Origin of the sequence: Clostridium saccharobutylicum DSM 13864 (assembly GCF_000473995.1) — a bacterium.
Taxonomy (GTDB): Bacteria; Bacillota; Clostridia; order Clostridiales; family Clostridiaceae; genus Clostridium; species Clostridium saccharobutylicum.
Genome location: NC_022571.1, coordinates 2,584,823 through 2,607,157, shown reverse-complemented (window position 1 = coordinate 2,607,157; position 22,335 = coordinate 2,584,823). Strand labels below are relative to the sequence as shown.

The following is a 22,335-nucleotide window of genomic DNA, read 5'->3' as shown; positions in this document are numbered from 1 at the left end:
AGGTGATTAGTATTTGCTTAAGTGGGAAGAAGGAATGTTTCAACATATAGAAAAGGCTTCTAATGAGTATATTGATATAAAAGAGGACGAGATAGGCACAATTATTTCAATAAATCCGTTGCAGATTTCAGTTGGTGGCCTACCTTTAACAAAAGATAATATATATATAAATCCAACTTTATTGGAGCATACAATGGGATTTGCTACTTTAACAGGAACTATTGGAGATAGCCAAACAACTATTTCTAATGGTTCTATTTTATTTAAATCAGTTTTAAAAGAAAAAGATTTAGTTGTTTTAAGAGAATTGAAAAACGGAAAATATTTAGTTAGATGCAAGGTGGTTGGAGGTGGTTCTATTGAGTAGTATTTTCCCTATGGATTATGGTTCTGGAAGTAGTAGTTTAACATCTACATCAGCAACTTCAACAGTAAAATTATTAAAAGAATATGCTATAGATTTTGAAACAGGAGCGCCTTTAATTGATGAAACAGGAAAATTTACAATAGTAGAAGGTTTAGAAGCTGTAAAAGTACGATGTTGGTTAGCTTTAAATATTAGACGTGGTAGATGGTTTATATATATGGATGTAGGCAATAAGTTGAAAGATTTAACAGGAAAAGATTATAACTATGTAAGTCTAAATATACAAACTATTTTAGAAGAAGCACTTATTGATGGAATATATATTACTGGTATAGGAGAGATAATAGTAACACAGAAAGATGATGATTTTAATGTTGAATTTACTGTAATAAGTATATATGGATCATATATAACTAACACTGATATTAGGAAAGGCAGGTGAGATAATGTACTTTAAAGCAGCTAATCAATATTATAAAGAAATGACAAGTACTTTGAATGATGTTGATACTAGCAAACATAGTTTAATTTATAATTCACTGATGCCAACTAGTTATGAAATGAGTTATCAAAGTATGATGCTAGATGAAATTGTAAAACAAGTTTTTGCTAAAACAGCTTTAGAAAATGGTTATGGTAAATTTTTTGAAAGAAGATGTTTAGAGCAAGGAATAGAGAGAAAACAGGTAACTATTGCAACAACTGATAGTTTTAAGATTATTGGAATTAAAGGAAGTACACTACCAAAGGGAGCTATTGTTGGCACATCTTTAGGGATAACTTATACTACAGATTCAGCTACAACATTAAATGATAGTGGAGTGGGATATTGTAGCATAACGGCTACAGGACAAGGAAGTAAATATAATTGTAGTGTTGGAGGAGGCCACTGAAAAAGTCCCAATATTTTTTGTACAAATCATTTGGCAAAATAAGTAAGGTGTCAGAAGGCCTTCTAATAGCCTTGTAACAACTTTTTAGATATAAATGACCTGAAAAAATATACATATATATCTAAATTAGTAATATTTTTTAGTTTTTCAGTGACCTCGTGTTGGAGAAGTATGTCTATTATCAGTAAAATATGTTGGAATACTTAGTGTTATAAACGAAAAAGAAATAACTAATGGATATGATCAAGAAAGTGACCAAGCCTTATATGATAGATATTTACTTAAAATACAAACTCCTGCAACATCGGGGAATAAATATCATTATAGAAATTGGGCTTTAGAGGTTACAGGTGTTGGAAGTGCTGAGGTTTATCCTTTATGGGCTGGTAATGGAACTGTAAAAGTAGTAATTACTAATAGTAATAAAAGAGCAGCAAGCACAGATTTAGTACAAGCGGTATATGACCATATTGAAGAAGAAAGACCAATAGGTGCAACTGTTACTGTAGTAAGCGTTAAGGAAAAAGCTATAAATGTAACTGCTAATGTACAAATAAGTTCATCTACTACTTTAAATGATGTTCAGGGAAGATTTATAACTGTTTTAGAAGATTGTTTTAAAAGTACTTTTAACAGTATTAATGTCAGCATAATGAAAGTAGGAAGCTTACTTGTAAATGTTGATGGTGTATTAGATGTAGACTATTCAAGTATTAAACTTAACAATGTGGCTGGTAATGTTACTTTAGGTAATGATGAAATTGCAGTTTTGGGAACTGTCAACTTAGGAGTGATGTGATTTGAATGTAAGTAAATTTAATGATAAATTCAACAAACTAGATGGAAATATCTATACAGTGGAAGAAGAAATTACAGTAATTAATGGAGTATATGAAGCTGAACTTATACATGACAATGTAAATGTTAAGACCATAAATATATATACAGGATCCAAACTTACTGGTGATAAAATCAATACTTATTTAACTTCTACACCAAGTTTAACTCCATGGAAGACTATAATTAAGATTTTTTATACTATGACACCACTTTATATAAGTTATGAAACAACAGGAGATACAGTTGAAGCAGATGATATAAATAATGTACAAGATGCAATTGTTGATACTCAAAATGCATTAAATTCAGAGACTGCAAGAGCAATAGATAGAGAAAATCAAATTGAAAATAATTTGAATTTGTATAAAACCACTAATAATGCAGAAATACAAGGACTAAAAGCTAAAGATATTGATTTAGATAATAAAAAATCCGATTTGTTATATGTAAATGGAGAGTTTAACAATAGATACACAAAAGATCAAGTTTTCACAAAAGATGAAGTGTTACAGAAAATAAAAGATCTAATTGGAAACGCTCCTCAAACTTTAGATACTTTTAAAGAAATTGCAGATGCTTTGGGTGATGATCCTAACTTTGCAACTACTATAATGAATGCTTTAAGTAAAAAGGTAGATAAGATTGATGGAAAACAATTAAGCGCAAACGACTATGATAATACAGAAAAAGCTACACTTGCAGATGTAAATTCAAAAAAGCATACGCATGCCAATAAAAATATAATAGATACAATTACACAAGCTTTATTAGATACTTGGAATAGTGCTTATAGTCATATTAGTGATGTAGTAAAGCATATAACACAATCAGAAAGGGATAAATGGAACAATGGAGTATCTATAGCTAATAATGCTAATAATTCTATAAATAATTTACAAGTTGGTGGCAGGAACTTATGGTTGAGAACTAAAGATTATGATGCAGTTAATGATACAATTTGGATAGATAACAATGATGCTACTAGACCAGATACAAGCTTTTATTCAGTTTCAGGGACATACAATGGATTTGGAGTTATTCGCATATGTCATGCATGGACAGATTTAAGCCAAAACGTTAGTATTGATGCAAATACAAGTTATGTTTTATCGGCATGGATAAAATCAGAAAGTGCTTCAGCTTTAGCTAGTCTGAATTGCTATGTAAATACTGGTTCAACTATTACATCTCAAAACTTTACCCAAAGTCAAAGTATATCTACAGCATGGACTAAATATTATTTTGTGTTTAATTCGGGAAGCTTAACAACATCTACTTGTAGATTTGAAAATGATAATAATAATGCTTATTTGATTTGTGGTTTGAAGCTTGAAAAAGGTAATATTGCAACTGATTGGACACCCGCTCCAGAAGACACAGACTCTCAAATTTCAACTATAAACACAACAGTATCATTTATAAGCAACAGAACAGCATCTTTAGAAACAAGTGTAAGTGGAATAAATGCTAATATAACAACTATAAATAGTAATGTTTCAAGTGTTACAAGCGCTATTAATAGTTTGCAAGTTGGTGGTAGGAATCTAGTAATAAGCAGTCAAGTGAGACAATCTATAGGAAATTCTACTCTTTGGAATACAACTGATAGTTATTTTTCATTAACTGCATTAGGAAATGATTCTTATAAATTACAATGTACAACAAGTAATAAAGATGGTTGCAGAATAGTTTGGCAATCTGTAGTACAAGGAAATACCACTTATACTCTTAAAATAAACAATATTTTATTTAGCAATACAAATGCAAGAGGATTATATGTTAAATTTTTAAATTCATCGAATAATATTATTAATGGTGATGGAAGTTATTACAATATATCTTATGCAGATACATCTTTTGCAAGCAACGGAACGATAACTAAGCAAATTACTACACCAAGTAATGCAACAAATGCTTTGTTTTTTTTAGGAGTTGGTGGGTTAAGTTCGGTTGGGGATAGCTTAACTATATATAATATTAAATTTGAAAAAGGAACTATTGCTACCGACTGGACACCTGCACCAGAAGATATGGTTCAAAAAGGAATGACCTGGAATGATTTAGAGGGGGTATAGCATATGAATTATGCAACAACACAATATGGATTAGCACAGTATGCTGAAAATACTCCAAATTCAACAGACATAGAAAAGTATTTTGTTGATTTAAATAAATATGTACCACCAATTATATATAAAAATATGAAAGCTATCTATGATGCACAAGGTGCTCAATTAGGTAGCATTTATTATTATATGAATGATTTAATAAATCAATGCTTTATTGACACTGCGACATGGGGATTAACCTACTGGGAAGAAGAATATGGAATAGAAACTAATCTGAATTATTCATATGAAGAGCGTAGAGAAATAGTTAAAGCTAAAATGAGAGGGCAAGGAACAACTACTAAAAAGATGCTAAAGATTACAGCAGAAGCTTTTAGTGGTGGTGAAGTAAACATAATAGAAGAGAATGCAAACTATTCTTTTATAGTTCAATTTGTAGGGGTTAAAGGGATTCCATGTAACATGCAAGCGTTTATTAACATGTTGGAAGATATTAAGCCAGCACATCTTGCTTATAGCTTTAAATACACATATACAAACTGGGATTACTTAGATAGTAAAAATTTAGCTTATAATAATGCTGAAAATATTAAATGGGATGACTTAGAAATATACAATTAAAGGAGAGGATTAATAATGCAAAAATCTGCTAACTATGGGCTAAAATTATTCGAAGGAACTGATAATGTAAAAAGACAAGATTTTGTAGATAACTTTCAAACTATAGATACACAGCTTAAGAAAATAAGTGATAACTTAGGAAATTCAGCCCAAAAAGATAGTACGATGCAAAAAGGATTGAATGCTGAAATGGTTGGAGGAAAACATGCTGGTGATTTTACATCTGCTTATGATTCTTTCAATCAAGATTCAACAGATTTAAATTCATATAATTCTAATAAAACATGGACTGCAAGGGCAGGAAGTAACAACCCTAATACACCATCGCCAATATCTAATTATAGTACTGTTTTAAACGTAGGTTCAGATAATAATTCTAATTTTCAAATCGCAGGAGCATATGATGGAAGTAATAAATTAGGTTACAGATGCAGACATGATACCGATGGTGCTTATGGTACATGGAAAAGAATATTAAATGAGGACGATTATAATACATTAAATAATTTAGCGAATTCGGCTTTTCAGTCTGCCAGTAATGGTAAAAATAGCATAGCAAACGCTATTACTGGCAAGGGTGGAAGTGCTAATGGAGGAATGACGTTTGACCAATTAGCTAGTGCTATAACATCGATACCTGGCGTTAAATACTCATCTGGGACTACAACAGAATATGCTTCTAGTGGTGGTAGCATTAGATTCATCTTACCAAATCAATCCTTTACTGTTTTAGCATGGTTTGCTACATGTGGAGTTTATTGGAGATGCGGTTCTATTAGGGATTATAATCTAACTACAGGAGCATGGTTTGAAGTTGCTGATGGGAGCAGTACGCATGGTACTTATGGAGCTACATATAGAACATATGGAGATGTTTATTATGCCGGAAATAGTGGAAGTGAAACTAAAACAGTAACTTGGTATGCTATAGGTTATTAATAGAAGGAGGAATTAAAAATGAATTATTATATTGGAGCAAAAATTTATTATGATATTAAAACTGGTGATGTATTAACCATAACATCAGAAATGCAAGGAAATGTAGAAGAAACTACAAAAGAACAAGATATGGAAATATATCAAGAATTAACAGGAAGAAATATTAATGATGTAGATTTTATAGAATTACAATATGGAACTCTAGCATCTATTTTCACCAATGCAAAATCATATAAAGTAAATTTGGAAACTAAAAAATTAGAAATTGAATATTTAACCCAAGAAGAAATAGATAAGAGAAATACTGAGTATGCAAAGCAAGCTAAAAATGAACAAGCGTTAAATGATAGTATTTCCAATATATCAGAATATTTAAATCAAAATTCAAATAATATTTCAGATATTGAAAATTATATATTACAAAAAGAACAAAATAAAATTTTAGGAGTGATGTAAAAAATGACAAAAATGCAAGAAATAATAGGTAAAATATTAACAAGTAGAATTACAAGAGAGAAAGCTAATAATACTTTAAATGTAGAAGAAGTAACAAATACACTTAATATATTTTTGGCAGGTGAAACTATAACTTCTGAGCAATATGCAGAGTTTACAGAAATGATAACACCAGTAACTACAACTACTCAAACAGCAGAAACTAATACAACTACTACTAGAGCATCAACTATCAACACAGCTGAAGTAACTCAACAATAGAATAAATCAATAAAGTAGCACCAATAGAGGTGTTTTTTTATTGCTCATTTATATGAAAAACAATATATTAAAGAACATTATGCTTTAGTTGTGAAAAAATTACTGAAATTCTTATATTTAATAGAATTTGTATTATGATTTTTCTTGGATTACATTGGAACAGAAGCTATAATAATCATTGAACGCGTTCATTTATTATGAAAATTATATAAGGGAGAAATGATAAATGAAAAATTTAAAATATTATATACATAAAATTGCATTAGTGTTTTTCATGGCCTTGATATTTGGAGTTTCAGGAAATATTAATGCTAAGGCAGAAGACATATCAAATAAGTATATAAACGCAGTGCCTATAATGACAAGTAATACAGGTCCTTCTGGAATAGCAAGTTGTGATGACAACTGGAATAATACACAAGCATATAAAGCTTTTGATGGAGTTAATAGTTATTATTATAATAGTTCTTATCATGCGTGGGGAACTCACAATACTAAAGGGAAACTAAGCTATGAATTTCCACAAAAGAAAGTTATTTCAGCATATGCATTAGACTATAATCATTCATCTTTAACTGAAAGACCAAAAGAATGGACATTTGAAGGTTGGGATGGAAGTAAATGGGTTGTTTTGGATAGTAGAACTGTTACAGATTGGCAAGATATAGATAAAAGAATTTTTGAAATAAACAATACTACTGCATATACAAAATATCAAATTAATATAGCGAGTAATAACGGAGCTACCTCGTATACTGTTAATTTATCTATAGATGAATTAGAATTATTAGAGAAAACAAATAATTCTAGTATTTCATTAGATAAATTATCAATGAATTTAAATGTAGGTGAATCACAACAATTAACAGCAACTACAACTCCAGCATCTGTAGGAGTAACATGGTCTTCAAGTGATACTTCTGTAGCAACAGTAGATTCAACTGGTAAAGTTACAGGAGTAAAAGAAGGACAAGCAATAATTACAGCTACAACTGCTGATGGTTTAACTGCAACATGTACTGCAACAGTAACGAACACATCAGGCACTAGTGGTGGAAATACTACACCAACTAATTCAACAGATAATACTGGTGGAACATCTACAGGAACAGATGAAACAAGCACTATAGTTAATATTGCTCATGCAAAAGGTGATAATACCAATAATGCTGGTGGCGAGGTTTCAATTATATTTCACGGAACAGCTGATACTACATTAAGTGTTGTAAAAACAGCAGATGTGAAAGAAGTATGGGTAGGGGATAAGTTTATTTATACTATAGTAGTTACTAACACTGGTTCAAAAACAGCAAAGGCAGTAGTTGTAAATGATACCGCTCCAAATCATATTCAATTTATACCTAGTGGAATAACAACAACTCAAGGTACAGTTGATTCAACTTCAACACCTTCAAATATTGTAGTTAATGTTGGTGATATTCCACCTTCAGGAACAGTTACAATTAAAGTACCTGTAAATGTAGTTCTTTAGATATAAAATAAATTGGTTTTAAGTAAGATAATACGATATAAATAGTTATTTAGGGCACTTGCAGAAATGTAGGTGTCTTTTGTTATACAAAAATTTGAAATAAGGAAGGTGAAATATGAATGATGAATTAGTAAAGGATAAACTAGATACACATGAAAGAAGACTTAACAATCATAGCGAGAGACTTGATAAACTTGAGCAGGATGGAAGAGAACTAAAGACAGAACTTAAGAACTTATGTGAAAATCTAAAATCATTAACTAGTATGATGAAGTGGTTTATAGCAACATTGGTAGGGGCTTTGATAAGCTTCTTTTTTTATGCAGTTCAAACTGGAATATTCAATAAATAAAATTAAAAGGATGATGTAAAATGATAAAAACAATTTTAGGATTGGTAATAAGAATATTAAAGAATAAAACATATATGGCAGCAGCTAAAGAAGTATGGGGCATAGTAGATGAGAAGTTTAGGATCACAGAGAAAGCTGACGATAAATTAAAGAGTAAAGCTGAAGAATTTAATAAATTATTAATTACTAAGTTTCCGGAGTTAACTGAAGAAGATGTTATGTATTTTAGACAAGCGGTTGCAGGAGCAGTAAACAAAGATAAAGAAGCGCTTATAAGTAATTCAGATTTATTAAAGCAATTACAAGATACTAATGCTAATTTATTAACAGAAAATGCAGAACTTAAAAATAAAATCTCGCAAATTCAAACTACAGTATCAGTAACGCAAGAAGCTGCCAATACAGAAGGAGAAACAGTACAAGCTTAATTTTAGAGTAGCCTATTAGGGTTACTCTTATTTTTTATATTTAAAGGAGTTGATTATATGCCACAATGGAAATGGTGTGTAGAAGGTTTAGATGGAAAAGTAATGAAAGGATGGTACGAAGACAATGGAGCTTGGTATTATCTAAATGATCAAGGAATAATGCAAACAGGGTGGATTCAAGATACAGATAAAAGATGGTATTACTTAGATGAAACTACAGGAGCAATGCAAACAGGATGGATACAATTAAAAGGAATTTGGTATTACTTAGAACCAAATAGTAATGGTTATATGGGGAGTTGCTATATAGATTGTACTTCAATAATAGATGGAAAAACATATGCATTTGATAAAGATGGACATTTAATTGAGAATAAAGCATTGTCTGATAAAGGTGCTGAATTTGTTTCTTCTTGGGAAGGGTTTTCAAGTACTTGGGAAGATGTAGGAGATGGATATTGGACTATAGGTATAGGAACTGCCACTTCTGGAACATTAGGCAAACAATTATACGCTAGTGGAATTACAAGTTGTACGAAAGAACAAGCTTATAAATGGTTAGAGCAAGAATGTTCTTCATGTTATGAAGCTATAAAGGGGAAACTAGATGCTAATAATATAACTTTAGCACAAAATCAAATAGACGCCTTAATTTCAATGGCATATAATATCGGAGCTTGTGGTTTGGTTGACAGTACATTGTTTAAAAATATATTAAATGGCGTAACAGATGAAGCAACTATAAGAAGTAACTTTGAAGCATGGGATAAATGCAATGGGGTAGTTTGGGACGGGTTAAAAAAGAGAAGAGATAGTGAAGCTGATCTTTACTTAAATGCAGACTATATAGGAAATAATTAAGCAAAAATAAAATTAAATATTACAGGAAATTTAATAGTACAACTATAATTGGAAAAATGGTATAATATTGTCGAAAAGGAACTATAAGGGGAGGATACTATGCTTTCAATTATTTTTGGAATAATAATAGTAGGAACAATGTTTGGATTAATTAGTGCAGTTGGGGCAGGAGAAATAATGGAAGGATGTTTGACAGGGATAATTGGAATTGCTGTTGTAATTTTTATTTCTGGACTTTGCTTTAAGATACATCCAATCTTAGGGACAATTGTACTTATAATAGGCCTTAGGCAATTGGGAAGAAATTAGACATAATAAGCATGTTGTAATGTTTAAAGTTAAATTGCACAAATACTAGCCATTAAGAGGTAGATTAGGTAGAAATACTTGGTCTACCTTTATTTTTTTATTCACATAAGTATATGAGTAAACATAATATATACTATATTGAATTACTAAGGGGGAAATTTCGATGGGATGTAATTATAAAAAAGATAATAGTTATTCTAGTGAGAATAATCAATATGCAGAAAATTATTATAGAATAAAAAGGCATAACCATGAATTTGAATCAAGCACAGATTATGAAGAAGATGATGAAGGAGTAGAACACAATCATCGTATTGCTGGCGTAAGTGGTCCTCCAATAAAATATGGCAAATCTCATATTCACAAAATACACGTGTTAACAGATACCTTTGATGATCATTTTCATGAAATTTGTGATACTACTGGTCCAGCTATTTATATTGGAGATGGAAAGCACATTCATGTAATAAAAGGTACAACAGAGGAAGCGGATGGACACACACATGATTACTTTTTTGCTACTTTAATTCAAGATCCTACTAACGTACCAGAAGATAGAAAATGCTAAAAATATAAAAGGTTTTTTATTCTAAGTTATAGAAGTTTGGGTATAGGAGTTAATCCTGTACCCTTTATTTTTTTGCCTAATTTTAGTCACAATAATTTAGATGCAACATATACATGATAGGTATAGGCATAAAAGGAGTGAGAGAATTGGGTAATATAATTAAAATTAATATGTATGTAAAAATGAAAAGAAGAAATAGTGGTGTGCTGAGATTGCAAACTATTGAAGAAACAATTTTTAAATATAAGAGTTGGTTAAAAGAAAACAATATAGATGATAAAATAGAAAACTATGAAGAATTTATACAGGCGATCTTATAAGGTTGTAGACAGTATAAATATTATTTATTACTCGTATTTTTTTATAGAGCAGTAGCCAGGAGGAAAATCCAACTACTGCTTATTTGTGTTCAACATTTTATAATAATTGTGGTTTGAAAGAAAGATAGAGATAGTATTGAACAGTAAAAAGGTGATTTGAAAATTCTATCTCTATTTTTTATGTCTGAATTAGTATACTACATTAGCATTATTGACTATGATTTTTAAGAATATACAATTAGGTAATAATTATTTTTTATATATTTATTTTACAAAAACTCCAAATAATATACAATAATATAGTATAAAATTTAAGGGGGAAAAATAATGTCAAAAATGATTAAATGTAAAACGTGTGGAGCTGATATAGCTTCAAGCGCAAAAACTTGTCCATCGTGTGGGGCAAAAAACAAAAAGCCATTTTATAAAAGATGGTGGTTTATACTTATTGCTTTAATAGTAATAATAGCTGCTTTAAGTTCTGGAGGAAACAATGATAATAATAAAACAGCAACTACTTCAAAAAATGAAAGCGCATCATCAGAGACTGCAGTCAAAGATCAAAGTGTTTCGTCAGCAGATACTTCAAAAAATAGTACAAATTCTAATACAAAAACAGATAGCGTTCCAATTGAATATAAATCTGCATTAAAGAAAGCTCAAACTTATTCAGATGGTATGCATATGTCTAAGGCTGGAGTATATGATCAGTTAACATCTGAATATGGAGAAAAGTTTCCAGCAGAAGCAGCTCAATATGCTATAGATAATGTTAAAGCAGATTGGAAGAAGAATGCATTAGAAAAGGCTAAAACGTATCAGAAATCAATGTCTATGTCACGAAGTGCAATTAAGGATCAATTAACATCTGAACACGGAGAAAAATTTACTGAGGATGAAGCCCAATATGCAATAAGCAATTTAGAAAAATAAATTAAAGCTAGTAGGTTAGATTAGTTTCTATAAAATGGTCCCTATGTCAAGGACATTTTGAAAAAGGCTAGGCAGCTAAAAGCTGGTCCCGATATTGAACAGGAGCCAGCTTTTTAAGTCCCCATTGGTATCTGTAATTATTATAGTAATCCATATAATTATTAATTGTTGATTCTAATTCGTAAAATGTTGTACAAATTTTTAAGTCTATTTCATCTTTCATATGTCCAAAAAATGATTCCTGCGGGGCGTTGTCCCAACAGTTTCCGCGTCTAGACATGGATTGTCCAATTTTATATTTCTTAAGAAGTTTTTGAAATCTAGGACTAGTGTAATGAACGCCTTGATCTGAATGAATAAAAACATCTTTATCAAGTAATTTTTTATGATTCCTCATCAGCTTTTTAACAGTTTCAGTAGCTATATCTAATGTAAGACTTTCTGAAAGATGATACGAGAGAATTTCATTTGTAGAAGCATCTTTAATAGTAGATAAATAGGCTCTATTAGATGCTCCATATGTTAAATAAGTTATATCAGTTAATAATACCTTACCGACCAAACCTTGTTTGAATTCCCTGTTCAAAGTATTAGGTAGAACTGTATGTTCTTTAGTAGCTTTCATCATTCTACGATAAGGGTTTGCCTTTCTAATTGGACACACAATATTATATTTTCTCATAATTCTTTGTATACACTTTCGATTTATTACTCTATTAAATTCATGTTCTAAAACCATTTTTATAGAGCGTGATCCTTTCTTGTAGCCTCTATGATTAAATGCTTTAAGAATTATATGCTTTAATTCTAAATCCTTTTCATCTTTAGAATTACGCTTATTACTTGAATTTAAATAATTATAATATCCTGATCTAGAGACTTCAGCTATTTTGCATAAATGAGAAATTATATTTTTATAACTGTATTTTGAAATTATACTCTGTATGATCTTGAATATTGATGTTGAACTTAATTTATTATTTTTCACCTGCCTTTCTTGCAGCTCGATTTTTTTAATAGTTCTGCCTCCGCTTTCCAATAAGCAATTTCAGCATCTTTTTTAGCTATTATTTCATTCACGGTTAGTTCACGTTTTAGTGGACGACCACTATTTAATTTTCGAGAATCTCTCAATCCAAGCGCTCCTGATTCATTATAAATATTACGCCATCTTTTACTTGCGCACCAAATTCTATTATTTCCAATAACATCTGTATCAAATCCTGCATCCTGAAAAATATGAATAGGTAGTTTACCTTTGCTACGCTCAGCGATAAAAAGTATTTTAAATTCATCTGTATACGTGATTGCTTTATTTGTGACGTTTTTTATATATTTATTCTTTGATAACAATTCAATTTCTTTATTAGTAAATAGTTTTTTACTCATTAGTTCACATCCTGACTGAATTTATACTTGATTTTATTGTACAAAAAAAGAACCTATAAAAATAGTCTTTTTTAAGTGTCTATTTCATAGGTTCCATTTTACTAGCTTACTGGTTTTTTGTTCTAAATCTGAAACTTATAATAAGTTCTATTTATGTAACTTCAAACCTAAAATATTGGTTTGACTTTCAATAATTTATAGTAAATTAAAACAGACTAGGAGAGTAAGTTTGTTATATTTATTTAATAAAATTTCTAAATAATATACAATTAAAATACAAGAATTTAAGGGGATTAATGATGAAAAAAATAATAAGTATTGCGATATGTGGAGCATTAACATTTGGATTAATAGGGTGCGAAAGTATAATACCTAATACTAATTCAACAAAGCAAGATAGTAAGCAACAAGAAGAAACTAGTTCTAATACAAACACTGTAGATGGAATTAAATTTACAGTAAACAGCGTATCAAAAGAACCTGTAAAGGGTGATAGAACAAAAGATAATGTTGCGGCTAAGAATGGGGAATATTTCGCTAAAGGTTCTACAAATGTAAAAGCTTCAGATTACGAATATATAGTGATAGGTTTAAAAATAGAAAATACTACAAACAAAGCGATTGCACTTTCAAAATATGGATGGTCTGCCGAAATGAAAGATGGCTATAAATTAAAGGACAACACAATATCAGATGATCTTAAAGGTCAAATAGCTTCCAATAATTATGTTGAAGGACAAGTTAAAGTTTTAGCAGAGAAAAAATTAAATGTTAAGGAATTTAAATTAAAATATAATATAATTGACTATACCAATTTTGATAAAATGCTTAGTGATGCAGTTTCAGGTAAGAGTGAATCTGAATGCAAATCTAAATATCCAGAATTATTTAAAGAAAATTATGCAAAACTTAATATTGAAGTTAATTAGTAAATGTAAACAGACTAGGAGATAAAGCAGTTTTCCTAGTCTGTTTTGTTTTTCAAATCCTGTTCATTCTCTAGCTCTTCTTTTCTTCTTTCAATATAAAAGTTTACAAAAATTAAAAACAATTCTATTATATCCATTTCTAATTCTTCAGCTAATCGTACTATTGTTTCAACAGTAACTTGCTTTGATTTATTATTTTCTAATCTAGACATAAAACTTTTACTTCGTCCAATTCTTTCTCCTAAAGTTTGTTGAGAAAAGCCTTTATTTTTCCGTAATTCCTCTAACATGTTAATACCTCGACAAAAATAAATATAATAAGCATTAGTTCGATAAAATCTTGATTTTTAAAACGTTGAGAAATTGATTTTATAGTTAACTTTCATTATATATTATTATTTTTGAATAAAATAGAGTACAAAATTTACCATTTAAGATTAATGACAGAATAAAGTGGATATAAATCAATACAATTCTAACTATTTTATAAATGTTAATATTTTGTGAACAGAACTTTTAAGAATAAATATTTATTTAATAATATTTAAGAATTTATTAAAATAAGAATTTCAAAAGGGATTAAACGGTGTTTACTAGGAATAAACAGAAATTTTAATGTCGTTTTATTTTTTTACAATAAAAATGTAAAATGATGGCGAACAGTTGCACCGCATGCAACAACTTTTTTGATATAATAACTTCACAGAGAAGTTGATGCATCGACCTCTTTTTAACAGGAGGTAAACATGAGAAAAAATAAAACGAAATAACTTACTGAATAATTAGATTTATATAGTAGAAGAATTAAAGAAGTGTAAAAATAAAAAAGACCATAAAATTTAACAGTCTTTTGAAATTAGTATTTAGGATAGGGCTTTCTTATAAAAGTTCTACCAAGCAGAAAATCTGTGCTCACATCATAGAAATCAGCTATTAACTCAAGCGTTTGGATAGATGGCTCATATGTCCCATTCTCATAATGAGTATATGCTAAACGAGATATATTTAGTTTTTTAGAAATCTCGTCCTGAGTTAGTTCAGATTCTTTTCTAAGATATGTCAATCTTTTAGAAAACACTAGTATCACCTCAACACAATTTTAACAACAGAATTTACAAATTGTGCTACAATGTTAGCAAAACGAACCAAATTACAAAAAAAAGGAATTAATGATAAGAACACGTGTTTTTATTAACGAAAGATTCTAGGTGAAATTAATATAAATTAAATTATAAAAAACATTGAAAGAAAAGGAGCAAAGAGAAATGTCAAAGAAGTACGTAAATGATGAAGATTACATTTTAGAAATTTTAGAGAAAGAGGAAGATGTGCTATTAGAAAACTTATGTGAAAAGGTTCCAGAAGAACTAAAACATGATTTCTCAAAATTTCTTTCTATTGTTAATACAATAGAAAAAATATATAAAGAAAAATATAATGAAAAATTAAATAAAAATATTATATAAACTATTTTTGACATCAAAAAAACGTCAAAAAACCTTTGTGTTTTACTGTGAAATAGTGAAAAATTAAAAACCGCTAATTTATATGTAAAGTATTTAAAATAGCGGTTTTTAATATATTAATGTGAAGTATTGTTTCAAAATTATCTTTTGATTATGATACTGTAGAAGACTTAAAGGATTTAGAATTATGTTATGCGCCACCATTTTCTACAGCAAAAGATGTTGTTAATTATGCAGGTTATGTTGGCTCAAATCTTTTAAATGGAGATTTTAAGCAAGTAAATGTTGATTTGGTAAGGGGACTTGTAGAGCATAATGCTTACATCATAGATGTAAGAGAAAGAGGAGAATATTCTAATGGTCATATTAAAAATGCACTTAATATTCCATTAAGTGAATTAAGAGAAAGGGTGTCTGAAATTCCAAAAGATAAACCAATATATTTACATTGCAGAACAGGTCAAAGAAGTTATAATGCAACTTTAGCACTTCAAAATTTAGGATTTAGCAATGTTTATAATATCACAGGAAGCTTTTTAGCATTATCCTTTTATGAATACTTTAATGATAAAACTAAGAACAGAGAAAGCATAGTTACTGAATATAATTTTAGATAAACTAAATAAATAATTTGACAGATAGTCTAATTTAAATTTTGACTATCTGTTTTTTTATATATAAATCAAAAATATCTTAGCGATTTTCTATTTTTTGTACATATGCAGTGCTCAGATTTTTAAAAACAAAAATCTTATTTCCAAAACGGTTAAAAGATAGTGTATAATATAAACGAATTATATTAAAATAATTAGTAGTTTATAAAATTGAGAGTTTTATAAATTTAGTTTAATTATACAAGGGTTCCTCATTTAGAATTTAATATAGCACAAACATGTATCCAATTTTGGCTGAGATGCACATAAACTTTATTCTCATTGCGGAATCCTATAGATTATAATTGTTATGAAAGAAGGTTTATAAATTGATACAATTTTTGTGGTTAGTTCCTTTAGGATTTTTAGTTGGATCATTTGGGACGTTAATTGGTGCAGGTGGAGGATTTATACTGGTACCTATTTTATTGCTAATATATCCAAACAAGAGTCCAGATACAATAACTAGCATTTCTCTAACAGTTGTATTTTTTAATGCATTATCTGGTTCTTTTGCTTATTCTAGAATGAAACGTATTGATTATAAATCAGGAATAATTTTTGCAATCGCAACACTTCCTGGATCAATATTAGGATCGGTAATAACATCATATGTACCAAGACACCTTTTTAATGGGATATTTGGTGTAATACTAGTTATAGTATCAGTATTTTTGATTATAAGAACAAAAAAAGAAATAATAAGTAATAATATAACAGCTAAGAAAGGCTATGTTACAAGAACAATTATAGATATTGAAGGTAATGAACATACATTTTCATATAATCCAGTTGTTGGAGTGATTGTAAGCGTTTTGGTAGGATTTATGTCTAGTTTTTTAGGTATAGGAGGAGGAATTATACATGTTCCAGTACTGGTTAACATATTAAATTATCCAGTTCATATTGCAACTGCGACATCACATTTTGTTTTAGCAGCAATGTCATTTTCAGGAACTGTAGTCCATATAGTGAATGGGGTACTTCAATCCAGTATAATACAAACAGTAGCATTATCAATTGGAGCATTATTTGGAGCTCAATTAGGTGCGAAGTTTTCGAAAAAAATTCATGGAGTAGCAATAATTAAAAGCCTTGCAGTTGCATTGGCCATTGTAGGAATAAGAATATTTATTATGGCATTTTAAAGAATAAATATAACAGTTTATTGCTTGGAAAAATATTTAATAAAGATACAACTAATGAAGAAAAATATTAAAATAAGAGATGTATAAAAAAATTAAAGTTACACATTATAAAATTGGAGGTGTTTTATAATGCAAATAACTTTAAGTGAAAAAGAAAGAATGTTGTTAGAAGATCAAAAAAGTCATGAACAAATTTGTATAGAAAAATATTCAAATTATGCAAATCAAGCTCAAGATACTCAATTAAAACAACTATGTAAGAATAATGAACAAATTGAAAGACAGCATCTTGATACCATTAACCAATTGCTTAATGGTACAGTTCCTCAAATGAATGCGCAACAAAATCAAAACCAAAATGCTGGGCAAAATATGAATAATACTCAGATTGCAGGAGTATGTGGTGCATCAGATAAAGATATATGTTCAGATTTATTAATGACAGAAAAATATGTTTCTGGAACTTATGATACTGCTATATTTGAATTCAAAGACACTGAAGTACGTGATGTATTAAACCATATTCAAAAAGAAGAACAAAAACATGGTGAATCTGTATTTAAATATATGGAGAGTAAAGGAATGTATAATGTTCAATAAACTTTAGGCACAATCAAAAAATAACAAGTTGATCTGTCAGCCTATTTTTCATTATCCTGTGTCGACAAAATGCCATAATAGCGAGTTTATTATGGCATTTTTCTTTTTGGCCTAATGAAAAAGGTCTGATTATTATAGTTGAATGTTTACATTTAAGATTAGTAAATATTTTAGAAACAATATTAAAAAGGACATACATGCCCATTTATCACATTATTTTAGGCAGTAATTTAATTGAAGCGGATGAATTAATATTAAATATTATAGGTTAAAATTGACTATATAAGAGTTTTCATGATAATATTTAGTAGAAATTTATTTAATCAAATTAGTAACATATATTATAAGTAATAAAAAAAGATGAATGAATATAAGTTGCTTTATGTTTATAATTACAAATTTGTATTTATTCAAGTTTTTTTATAATAAACATAATATTTATAAAGAAAATAAGGTGCAGATACACTAAGTTTATTTTAAATCTTTCCCAAATTAATGACAAATATTATTATTCGGCTAAGACAAAATGACGTTGAAAAAGTGTACTAGTTCTCTTCGGAATATAAAAAGAATTAAATAAAATTATCGATATAAAAAATTTAGTGGTAGCTAAGTTCTATTTTTTGTGGTCTTAGTTACAGAATAGGAGCCGAAATGATAAATAAGAAAAAAACTAACAAGATAAAAGTCATACCTTTAGGTGGATTGGGTGAAATTGGAAAGAATCTCACTGTATTTGAATATGAAAATGAGATAATAGTTATAGATTGCGGAATGTCATTTCCGAATGAAGAGCTTTTGGGAATTGACTTGATAATTCCGGATATAACATATTTGATAAAAAATAGAGAAAAGATAAAAGGATTCTTTATAACTCATGGACATGAAGATCACATAGGAGGATTACCTTATGTTTTAAAACAAATTAATGCCCCTATATATGCAACAAAATTAACTTTGGGTTTAATTGAAAGTAAATTACAAGAACATAAAATACTTGATGATTGCACACTTAATATTGTTAAACCTAAAGATGTTATAGAAGTAGGCAATTTCAAAGTTGAATTTATTAAAACTAATCATAGTATAGCAGACAGTGTATCAATTGCTTTACATACGCCTGCAGGAATAATTGTTCATACTGGTGATTTTAAAATTGATTTTACTCCAATTGATGGGGAAACTATTGATTTGCAAAGATATGCACAGCTAGGTAAAAGAGGCGTATTACTTTTAATGGCTGATAGTACTAATGCTACTCGTCTAGGATATACAATGTCAGAAAAAACAGTAGGAGAAGCTTTAGAAAATCTATTTATGAATGCAAATGGAAGAGTCATAGTAGCTACATTTGCATCAAATATTCATCGAGTGCAGCAGATTGCAAATGCTTCTGTAAAAAATAATAGGAAAATTGCTTTTAGTGGAAGAAGCATGGAAAGAATATGTGAAGTAGCTATGGAGCTTGGATATTTATTTATCCCAAAAGAAATGATAATAGATTTAAATGAAACAAAAAAATATTCCAATGACAGGGTTACAATAATTACCACTGGAAGTCAAGGTGAGCCAATGGCAGCACTTACAAGAATTGCATCAGGAACGCATAAGAATATTCGAGTAGAAAAAGGAGATATGGTTATTATATCTGCAACTCCTATACCAGGTAATCAAAAAGCTGTTTCCGATGTAATAAATGATTTAATAGAAAAAGGAGCAAATGTAATTTACGAATCAATAAAAGAGATACATGTTTCAGGACATGCATGTGAGGAAGAATTAAAGTTAATTCAAACGTTGATAAAGCCTAAGTTTTTTATGCCTATTCATGGAGAACATATGCACTTAATAAATCATAGTAAGATTGCAGAGAATATGGGAATGAAAAAATCTAATATATTTGTATTAGAGACAGGAGATGTTTTAGAATTATCTAGAAATAAGGCACAAATAGCTGGTAAGGTCCAAGCCGGAAGAGTTTTAATAGATGGAATTGGAGTTGGGGATGTAGGTAATATTGTGCTTAAAGATAGAAAAAATTTAGCCAATGAAGGCATTCTTACAATAGTTATAGCTATAAATAGAGAAAGTAGAACTATAGTGTCTGGTCCAGATATAATTACAAGAGGTTTTGTATATGTGAGAGATTCAGAAGGATTAATTAAAGAAATTAGTGAAGTAGTTATTGAAAGTATAGAAAAATGTTTTGATAATAATGAAACTCAATGGACAAAAATGAAAAACACAATAAGAAGAGAAGTAAATAATTTTATATATAATAAAATTAAAAGAAAACCTATGATTTTACCAACAATTATTGAAATATAAATAATAAACATTAACAGGATTCATGCCACGACAAAATATAATAAATAAAGTAAATGCTCATTTATAAAATAATATAAATTATTTATAGACTTTCAGTCTTTATTATAAGTGATAAACTATGAAATAAATATCAGATCTTAATGATAAAAATAATAATAGTAAAATACTCGTTCAGTTTTTAGCTGAACGAGTATTTTTGTTTAATTAAAAGCTATGCAGCTTTCAGTGAATAAGTATATTAGCTGATAAAGAAATAACCCCTATGAGTCTAGAAGGGAATGAATTTTACTTGTGTTAATTAATCTTATAGTTATTAAGGTTAAATTATTAACAAGAATAATTATAAATTATCAGAAAATTTCAAAAAAACTATTGCTAAAACAATACTATATTTGTTATAATTTATGTAAGGAAATAAATATATTACATGTCTAACTAATTAGGCATTATTATTTTAAAAAACATTGTTAATAAATTAACGTTAAACTTTTAACTAAAGTATATTAGATAGTATAAATAATTTTGAGATTATATAAATAGTACTAATAAAAGGAGTTGTTCTTATGATGATAATAAAAAGACCATTAGAAAGTGTAGTAGTTATAGATAGACAAGGTGATATGGGTGTATTTGATACAATGAATGATGCTATTGAATCTGCACATATTGCTCAAAAGGAATATTCAAAATATAATATATCAAAGAGGGAAGAAATTATTGAATCTTTTAAGAATGAATTAAGAAATCATATAGAAGAGCTTAGTATGATGACTTATAACGAAACTGGAATGGGAAGATATGAAGATAAAATTCTAAAAAATAAACTTGCTCTTGATAAAACACCTGGAGTTGAAGATCTTAATATTATAGATTCAGAAGGTAATAACAATGGTTCATTTTATGAATTAGCTCCATTTGGAGTTATAGGTGCAATTGCGCCTTCAACAAATCCAACTGAAACAATTATAAACAATAGTATCTCAATGCTTGCATCTGGAAATACAGTTGTTTTCTCACCACATCCTGGAGCAAAAAAAGTATCATCATATACAGTACAACTTATTAATAGTGCAATTATTAAAGCTGGAGGGCCTAAAAATCTTGTTGTTACAATAAAAGAGCCAAGCACAAATAACACTAATATAATGTTGAAACATGAAAAGGTTATTATGATATGTGCAACAGGTGGACAAAATATAGTTAAAATAGCATTATCATCAGGTAAAAAGACAATAGGAGCTGGTGCTGGTAATCCGCCTGTAATAGTTGATGAAACTGCTGATATTGAAAAAGCAGCAAAAGATATAATTGACGGATGTAGTTTTGACAATAACTTACCATGTATAGCTGAAAAAGAAATAATTGTTATAAATAAAGTTGCTAATGATCTAAAAAAGCATATGTCAAAAAATTTAGCGTTAGAAATTAAAGATAAGGAAATATTAAAAAGACTTGAAAGACTACTTATCACAAAGAATGGTACTCTAAACAAAAAATACGTAGGAAAAAATGCTGATTATATAATGAATTCTGTAGGTGTAAAAATTGATTCAAATATAAAAGTAATTTTTGTAGAAGTGGACAAGAACCACCTTTTTGCACAAAAAGAACTTATGATGCCAATTCTTCCATTAATACGAGTTTTAAATATAGATGAAGCAATAAAGGTTGCAGTTGAGCTAGAGCATGGTAATAAACATACTGCAATAATGCATTCTAGAAGCTCAGAAAACTTAAATAAATTTACGCAAGCTATAGATACGACAATTTTTGTTAAAAATGCTCCATCTTATGCTGGAATAGGTTATGGTACAAAGTGTACATCAACATTCACTATAGCAGGTCCTACAGGTGAAGGGTTAACAACAGCAAAAACTTTTGCAAGAAAGAAAAAATGCGTATATGCTGATTCTATAGCAAATTAAATCTAATATAATTCTAAGATATTTAAATATCATAAATAGGGAAAATACTTATAAAGTTAAAACTTAAAATTGTACTTAGTACTGTTTTACGGGTTATTAAATTAAGTATTTTCCTTATTTTTTATCTGTTAAAAGTAATTATCTTTGTATAATAACTATACTTAGAGTAATTAATTATTTAATTTAAA

The 22,335-nt window shown here is 28.8% G+C and carries 26 protein-coding genes and 1 pseudogene; 24 read left to right on the top strand and 3 right to left on the bottom strand.

Features of this window, described 5'->3' with window-relative positions:
* The first annotated feature begins 13 nt into the window (after positions 1 to 13).
* The 17 genes from CLSA_RS11130 to CLSA_RS11055 all read left to right on the top strand — a co-directional run bounded on the left by CLSA_RS11130 (position 14) and on the right by CLSA_RS11055 (position 11,709).
* A complete protein-coding gene (locus CLSA_RS11130) occupies positions 14 to 367 on the top strand; it encodes a DUF2577 family protein (protein WP_022746426.1) in 354 nt (117 codons plus the stop codon).
* Positions 360 to 809: a DUF2634 domain-containing protein gene (locus tag CLSA_RS11125; RefSeq protein WP_052334805.1), complete on the top strand. Its 450-nt coding sequence runs from the start codon at positions 360 to 362 to the stop codon at positions 807 to 809. The genes CLSA_RS11130 and CLSA_RS11125 overlap by 8 nt, the downstream gene beginning before the upstream one ends.
* A gap of 4 nt (positions 810 to 813) precedes the next feature.
* Positions 814 to 1,260 carry a baseplate J/gp47 family protein gene (locus tag CLSA_RS11120; RefSeq protein ID WP_022746424.1) on the top strand — a complete coding sequence of 149 codons (447 nt, stop codon included), beginning with the start codon at positions 814 to 816 and terminating at the stop codon, positions 1,258 to 1,260.
* Between the two features lie 199 nt (positions 1,261 to 1,459).
* Positions 1,460 to 2,059, top strand: a complete 600-nt coding sequence (locus tag CLSA_RS24585; protein ID WP_077393844.1) for a baseplate J/gp47 family protein — start codon at positions 1,460 to 1,462, stop codon at positions 2,057 to 2,059.
* 1 nt (position 2,060) lies between these two features.
* Positions 2,061 to 4,175 (top strand): hypothetical protein, encoded by a 2,115-nt coding sequence (locus tag CLSA_RS22080; RefSeq protein WP_022746422.1) that lies wholly within the window; start codon positions 2,061 to 2,063, stop codon positions 4,173 to 4,175.
* Between the two features lie 3 nt (positions 4,176 to 4,178).
* Positions 4,179 to 4,790: a YmfQ family protein gene (locus tag CLSA_RS11105; protein ID WP_022746421.1), complete on the top strand. Its 612-nt coding sequence runs from the start codon at positions 4,179 to 4,181 to the stop codon at positions 4,788 to 4,790.
* Between the two features lie 15 nt (positions 4,791 to 4,805).
* The gene (locus CLSA_RS11100; RefSeq protein WP_022746420.1) at positions 4,806 to 5,729 is read left to right on the top strand and encodes a hypothetical protein; all 924 of its coding nucleotides are present in this window, start codon (positions 4,806 to 4,808) and stop codon (positions 5,727 to 5,729) included.
* An 18-nt stretch (positions 5,730 to 5,747) separates the two neighbouring features.
* The gene (locus CLSA_RS22075; protein ID WP_022746419.1) at positions 5,748 to 6,185 is read left to right on the top strand and encodes a hypothetical protein; all 438 of its coding nucleotides are present in this window, start codon (positions 5,748 to 5,750) and stop codon (positions 6,183 to 6,185) included.
* A 3-nt stretch (positions 6,186 to 6,188) separates the two neighbouring features.
* Positions 6,189 to 6,446 (top strand): hypothetical protein, encoded by a 258-nt coding sequence (locus CLSA_RS11090; protein ID WP_022746418.1) that lies wholly within the window; start codon positions 6,189 to 6,191, stop codon positions 6,444 to 6,446.
* Positions 6,447 to 6,672: 226 nt separating this feature from the next.
* Positions 6,673 to 7,938: an Ig-like domain-containing protein gene (locus tag CLSA_RS11085; RefSeq protein WP_022746417.1), complete on the top strand. Its 1,266-nt coding sequence runs from the start codon at positions 6,673 to 6,675 to the stop codon at positions 7,936 to 7,938.
* 115 nt (positions 7,939 to 8,053) lie between these two features.
* The gene (locus tag CLSA_RS11080) at positions 8,054 to 8,290 is read left to right on the top strand and encodes a hemolysin XhlA family protein (protein WP_022746416.1); all 237 of its coding nucleotides are present in this window, start codon (positions 8,054 to 8,056) and stop codon (positions 8,288 to 8,290) included.
* 20 nt (positions 8,291 to 8,310) lie between these two features.
* Positions 8,311 to 8,718: a hypothetical protein gene (locus CLSA_RS11075; protein WP_022746415.1), complete on the top strand. Its 408-nt coding sequence runs from the start codon at positions 8,311 to 8,313 to the stop codon at positions 8,716 to 8,718.
* A 57-nt stretch (positions 8,719 to 8,775) separates the two neighbouring features.
* Positions 8,776 to 9,579: a lysozyme gene (locus CLSA_RS11070; RefSeq protein ID WP_022746414.1), complete on the top strand. Its 804-nt coding sequence runs from the start codon at positions 8,776 to 8,778 to the stop codon at positions 9,577 to 9,579.
* Between the two features lie 99 nt (positions 9,580 to 9,678).
* Entirely contained in the window at positions 9,679 to 9,888 is a 210-nt protein-coding gene (locus CLSA_RS11065) for a hypothetical protein (protein ID WP_022746413.1), read from the top strand.
* A 163-nt stretch (positions 9,889 to 10,051) separates the two neighbouring features.
* On the top strand, positions 10,052 to 10,456 hold the full coding sequence (locus CLSA_RS11060; protein ID WP_022746412.1) for a YmaF family protein: 405 nt from the start codon (positions 10,052 to 10,054) through the stop codon (positions 10,454 to 10,456).
* Between the two features lie 146 nt (positions 10,457 to 10,602).
* Positions 10,603 to 10,776 (top strand): hypothetical protein, encoded by a 174-nt coding sequence (locus CLSA_RS23440; protein WP_169729028.1) that lies wholly within the window; start codon positions 10,603 to 10,605, stop codon positions 10,774 to 10,776.
* Between the two features lie 327 nt (positions 10,777 to 11,103).
* Positions 11,104 to 11,709, top strand: coding sequence for an Ltp family lipoprotein (locus CLSA_RS11055; RefSeq protein WP_022746410.1), 606 nt, complete (start codon positions 11,104 to 11,106; stop codon positions 11,707 to 11,709).
* Positions 11,710 to 11,776: 67 nt separating this feature from the next.
* Here the strand turns inward: CLSA_RS11055 and CLSA_RS11050 are convergent.
* Positions 11,777 to 13,098, bottom strand: a protein-coding gene (locus CLSA_RS11050) for an IS3 family transposase (RefSeq protein ID WP_418235954.1) whose coding sequence is annotated in 2 segments (ribosomal slippage) — positions 11,777 to 12,717 and positions 12,717 to 13,098 — 1,323 coding nt in all. Because the reading frame shifts where the segments join, the coding sequence is not laid out codon by codon here.
* A 299-nt stretch (positions 13,099 to 13,397) separates the two neighbouring features.
* Here CLSA_RS11050 and CLSA_RS11040 point away from each other — a divergent pair.
* Positions 13,398 to 14,027, top strand: coding sequence for a DUF4352 domain-containing protein (locus tag CLSA_RS11040; protein WP_052334804.1), 630 nt, complete (start codon positions 13,398 to 13,400; stop codon positions 14,025 to 14,027).
* A gap of 35 nt (positions 14,028 to 14,062) precedes the next feature.
* On the opposite strand, the gene CLSA_RS11035 is transcribed toward CLSA_RS11040, so the two are convergent.
* Positions 14,063 to 14,317, bottom strand: coding sequence for a helix-turn-helix domain-containing protein (locus CLSA_RS11035; protein WP_022746408.1), 255 nt, complete (start codon positions 14,315 to 14,317; stop codon positions 14,063 to 14,065).
* A gap of 566 nt (positions 14,318 to 14,883) precedes the next feature.
* The gene (locus CLSA_RS11030) at positions 14,884 to 15,105 is read right to left on the bottom strand and encodes a helix-turn-helix domain-containing protein (RefSeq protein WP_041716245.1); all 222 of its coding nucleotides are present in this window, start codon (positions 15,103 to 15,105) and stop codon (positions 14,884 to 14,886) included.
* Positions 15,106 to 15,292: 187 nt separating this feature from the next.
* Between CLSA_RS11030 and CLSA_RS11025 the strand changes: the two genes are divergently transcribed.
* From CLSA_RS11025 to CLSA_RS11000, 6 genes and pseudogenes are all read left to right on the top strand, one after another.
* Entirely contained in the window at positions 15,293 to 15,493 is a 201-nt protein-coding gene (locus CLSA_RS11025) for a hypothetical protein (RefSeq protein ID WP_022746407.1), read from the top strand.
* Positions 15,494 to 15,651: 158 nt separating this feature from the next.
* Positions 15,652 to 16,110 (top strand): annotated as a pseudogene (locus CLSA_RS11020) (rhodanese-like domain-containing protein); the annotation flags it as partial.
* A gap of 365 nt (positions 16,111 to 16,475) precedes the next feature.
* Complete coding sequence (locus tag CLSA_RS11015) at positions 16,476 to 17,294, top strand: sulfite exporter TauE/SafE family protein (protein ID WP_022746405.1); 819 nt, start codon at positions 16,476 to 16,478, stop codon at positions 17,292 to 17,294.
* Positions 17,295 to 17,423: 129 nt separating this feature from the next.
* On the top strand, positions 17,424 to 17,894 hold the full coding sequence (locus tag CLSA_RS11010; protein ID WP_022746404.1) for a spore coat protein: 471 nt from the start codon (positions 17,424 to 17,426) through the stop codon (positions 17,892 to 17,894).
* 654 nt (positions 17,895 to 18,548) lie between these two features.
* The gene (locus CLSA_RS11005) at positions 18,549 to 20,222 is read left to right on the top strand and encodes a ribonuclease J (protein WP_022746403.1); all 1,674 of its coding nucleotides are present in this window, start codon (positions 18,549 to 18,551) and stop codon (positions 20,220 to 20,222) included.
* 563 nt (positions 20,223 to 20,785) lie between these two features.
* The gene (locus CLSA_RS11000; RefSeq protein WP_022746402.1) at positions 20,786 to 22,147 is read left to right on the top strand and encodes an aldehyde dehydrogenase family protein; all 1,362 of its coding nucleotides are present in this window, start codon (positions 20,786 to 20,788) and stop codon (positions 22,145 to 22,147) included.
* Positions 22,148 to 22,335: the final 188 nt, after the last annotated feature.